At 20.4% G+C, this 4,549-nt stretch carries 3 protein-coding genes; 2 read left to right on the top strand and 1 reads right to left on the bottom strand.

The annotated features are described in order from the left end of the window. The first annotated feature begins 97 nt into the window (after nt 1-97). Together BGI41_RS06725 and BGI41_RS06720 are read left to right on the top strand one after the other, a co-directional pair. Nucleotides 98-1,471, top strand: coding sequence for a hypothetical protein (locus tag BGI41_RS06725; RefSeq protein WP_088539759.1), 1,374 nt, complete (start codon nt 98-100; stop codon nt 1,469-1,471). A 393-nt stretch (nt 1,472-1,864) separates the two neighbouring features. Beyond that, the gene (locus tag BGI41_RS06720) at nt 1,865-2,638 is read left to right on the top strand and encodes an EFR1 family ferrodoxin (protein ID WP_088539757.1); all 774 of its coding nucleotides are present in this window, start codon (nt 1,865-1,867) and stop codon (nt 2,636-2,638) included. A 903-nt stretch (nt 2,639-3,541) separates the two neighbouring features. On the opposite strand, the gene BGI41_RS06715 is transcribed toward BGI41_RS06720, so the two are convergent. Continuing rightward, nucleotides 3,542-4,321 carry a sulfite exporter TauE/SafE family protein gene (locus tag BGI41_RS06715; protein ID WP_088539755.1) on the bottom strand — a complete coding sequence of 260 codons (780 nt, stop codon included), beginning with the start codon at nt 4,319-4,321 and terminating at the stop codon, nt 3,542-3,544. Nucleotides 4,322-4,549: the final 228 nt, after the last annotated feature.

The following is a 4,549-nucleotide window of genomic DNA, read 5'->3' as shown; positions in this document are numbered from 1 at the left end:
ATTTATATATAACTATGGTTATATTTTAAACTGTATTGTTGTTTAAGGCTTTTTTTTAAAATTTTATCAAATTCTATAAATTTAGTGAGGATATTTGATGGAAAATATAACAACATTAATGCTTAAAAAAATTGGTATTGATGAAAAAGTAGAATTTAATGAAACAATTCCAATTTTAAAAAATTATATAAATAAAGATTTTAAAGAACTTGATGATGGAATTTATATATTTGAAGATAGCTCTTATATTTTAACTTTAGATTTTAATAAACGAGAATATTCCCATATTTTAAAACCAATAGATGGTTTTGAAGCTGAAGGATGGATTTTTGATTTTCAAGGTAATCTTATAAATGAAATATCTGCAGAGTTTGAAGAGTCTGTTGGAATAAATTATTTAGAAAATGTTCGCCCATTATTTGGTACAGCATCTGGAAGTGATTATAAATTTTACTGGGAATATGGTAATCCTGAATTTGAAAGTCAGAATATTATAATTGAAGGTAAAGCAAGTCCATGTAAATATTGTCTTGTTCAAAATTTAATTGTAGATTTATCTTATAATAATATACCAAGTTTTATTGTTGATTGTAATGGTCAATTCAATTATCTTAAAGATAATCTTGGTGATAAATATTATAAAAATGTTAAAAAAGTACCTTTTAATCCATTTAAAAAGTTTTTAAGATATTCTGAAAATGATTTTGTTGAAGAAGATAATGTTCATGTTGCACAAAGATTCATATCTTGGTGTCATCAAAGTTTTAAAAGTTTAAATCATAAAGATTTAAGTTTAATATATATTACAATAATAAAATCTCTTCAGAAATATAAACATTTCAATCTTAGTAAATTAAAAAAAGAATTACTTAATGCTGATGGTTATAAAATTATTGAAAAAATGAATGATTTATTTGAAGATGATCCATTTAATGGTGGTGCTACCTTTGATTGGTCATATTTAAATGATTTTTCAGGTAAAGTTAAATTAGTTGATTTAAGTTCATATGGTGAAATTACTCAAAAATTTGTTTATGATGTAATATTAAATGATTTATGGAATTATAAATTAATGGAAGGTTTATGGGAATTCCCATTTTTCGCTGTATTAGATAATGCAGAAAATATTAATATACGTTCAAATACTATTGCATCTAAAATTATTAAAAAAGGTAATGAATATGGATGGTCAATAGCATTTATAATTCAAAATGAACTTAATAAAGATTCATTAAATGAATTAAAAAATATTACTGATAGGATCTATTTCAGTCCTAGTTTAAATACACTTAATAAAATATCTGAAAATATTAGTAATTTAGATGATTCTCAGAAAGATTGGAAAGATAAATTATCTAATCTTAAAGAAAATCAATGTGTACTATGTACTCATAGTTTATTACATAAGGATACTTTACTTTCACCAAAACCTATTGTTGTAGATGTATCCAATTATAAAAAAGAACTTTAATATTTTTATTCATTTTTTCTTTATTTTTTTATTTTTTATTGTAGTCTGTTTTTATTGTGTTTATTTTTTTATTTTTATTATTAGTTTATTTTATGGTTTTTTTTGTTAATTTGTGTTTATTTTTTTTATTTATAATTTTATATTTTGATTAATTTGTGTAATTTTATTATAATTTTTATTAATTTTTTTATATTTTAATTTATTTTATTTTTCTTGGTTTATTTTAATTAATCTTAAATTATAGTTCACTTTTTTTAATTTGTTTATAATTTCTTTTATTTTTAGGTTTAAATTATTTAATATATACTTTAAAAAAAGTAAATAATTTATATTTGTAAATTTATAATAATTTATATCTATATAAAAATTTTTATTTATTAGAAAGGTGATATTTTGATTTTATATTTTTCAGGGACTGGAAACAGTAGATTTATTGCAGAGGGTATTGCTCAGAAAGCTAAAGATAAACTTTTATCTTTAACTCTTTTGATGAAATCTTCTCAAGATGGAGTTTTACTTGAATCTGATAAACCTTTTGTTTTTGTTTTACCTATTTATGCTTGGAGAGTTCCTCGTCCTGTTGATGAATTTATTAAAAAATGTACTTTTAAAGGATCTAATGAAGTTTATGTTATTGTAGATTGTGGAGGAACTCCAGGTAATGCTTTAAAATATATTAAAAATTCCTGTAAAAATATTGGTTTGAAACTTAAAGGTTTTGATGCAATTAATATGCCTGCAAATTATATTATGTTATATCCTACTACTGTTGCATCAAATCCTAATGTACAAAAAGCTTTAAAAATTCAGAAAGATAAAGTTGAATCAATTGCTGATGATATTATTCAGGGTAAAGAATTTTTCAGAAGACCTGCATCATTTAAAGGTAAATTACAATCAGCTATAGGAAATTTTTTCTTTTATAAAACTTTAATCAGTACTAAAAAGTTTCATGTTAATGATAAATGTATTAAATGTACAACTTGTGTTGCTAGATGTCCATTAAACAATATTACATTTATTGATGGTGCTCCTCAATGGTCTAATAATTGTATGCATTGTACTTCATGTATAAACGGTTGTCCTGTAGAAGCTATTGAATATGGAGATAAAACTGAAATGAGAAATAGATATTATCTTAAACAGTCTTATGATGATATTGTTTAAGATTATAGTTGATATTATTTTATTATAATATTTTTTTCATTTTTTTCTATTTTATTTTTTTATTTTATTAAGACTTATTTTTTCTTTCTTATTGTTTATTATTCTTTTTAATATTTTTTATAGTTTATAAAAACTTATTTTTATTTAATAACTATGTATAATTGATTTTTCTAAGTTTATAAGTATTTAATAATTATTTTGTTTTGATTTTATTATAAAATAATATTAATATTATCATTGTTAAACTTTATAGTGATTATATCTAATTATATTAATAAATTTAAGATAATATTAGTTCATTGGCATATATTCTTTTATATTTTTTTTATTTTTTTCAATATTTCTTTTTTAACTGTTTAAAAATTTTTTATTAAAAATGAATATTAACATAAATCTTTATATACTAAGACATATTACTATTATTTGTAGAAATTAAGTATTTCTACTATGTTGAAATATATTTTATGATTTAATTTTATTTTTAGTGATAATTTTGATAATAAAAGAACTCATTCAACATAATTTCTTGTATTGTTTTTTATTAAAACAATGGTAGTAACTTATTTAAATATATTCCCACATCTATTTTTTTGAATAAGTTCGATGAAACATGTGTCCTGTATAATTTTTATACAGGATATTTTTTTATTAAATTTATTGTATTTACTAATATTGTTTTTGTGTGTTTAAATTTATTATTTTTCTATATTATTGAATTTATTTAAGTTATTTTTTGTTTTTGTGTGTTTAAATTTATTATTTTTCTATATTATTGAATTTATTTAAGTTATTTTTTGTTTTTTGTGCGTATTAAACTTATAATTTTTAAACTTGTAAAATTTATTTTTAAAAAATAGTATTTAATTTAAAATAAGTTAAATAAAGATTATTTATCTTTATTTTTTATAATAACATTTTAATAGCAAATATTAAGTTAATTACTATAATTATAATTGGTATTATTATTTCAAGTATATCTTCATTAGTTTTTTCAACAATTTTAGGACCAAGTATTGCACCTATAATAGTACCTGAACATAATAAAAGTACAAGATTAATATCTATTCTTCCAAGTGCACCATAACCAAGTATTCCACCAATTGAATTAAAGATTAAAACAAAGATTGTTGTACCAATTATAGTTGTTGCTGTATATCCAAGTAATAATAATATTAATTGTATTGGTGGTGTACCACTTAAACCAAATATACCTGCAAGTATTCCACCGAATATTCCAAAAAGTGGTATAAATATTTTCTTAAATCCTTTAATTCTTACTTTTGTTTTTTTCTCAATTTTTTCTTCAGATCTAAGTTCACTAATAAATTTTTTTAAATTTACAATTGCAAGTATTATAAATAATATACCAAATGCTTTTTTAAGAAGGTGTTCTGGTATTAAACTAGATATATAAATTCCAATAAATGTTCCTATAAGTCCACTAATACCTAAAACAATACCCATTCCTTTATCAATATTATTTTGTTTATTATGATTATATGCTCCAACTACTGTTGTAGGTAAAACTGTTGCAAGAGAAGTTGCAACTGAAGTTTGGATATCTACACCTAACATAATTAATATTACAGTATATAATCCTCCGCCACCACCTCCTATAGTGGTAACGAGTAAACCTATTAAAAAACCAATAATAGGTAAAATTATAATTAAATTTTCATACATAATTAAAATATTTAGATATATTCTTATTTAAAATTTATTTATGCTTTTAATATTTATTTTAAGGATTTTTATTGAATTTTTTCTTTTGTTTATATTATTTATTCATTTTTAGGTTTATGTTGGGCTTTTTTTGTTTTATTTATAAAATGTATTTATTTTTAAGGTTTCATATTGAAATTTCACATATTAACATTGATGCTTAATTAAAATTTCCTTAAACTCTTTTTT

The sequence above is a fragment of the Methanobrevibacter sp. 87.7 genome, from assembly GCF_002208625.1.
Lineage (GTDB): Archaea > Methanobacteriota > Methanobacteria > Methanobacteriales > Methanobacteriaceae > Methanarmilla.
Note: the sequence above shows the minus strand (reverse complement) of the source record. Positions and strands in the feature narration are given on the sequence as shown.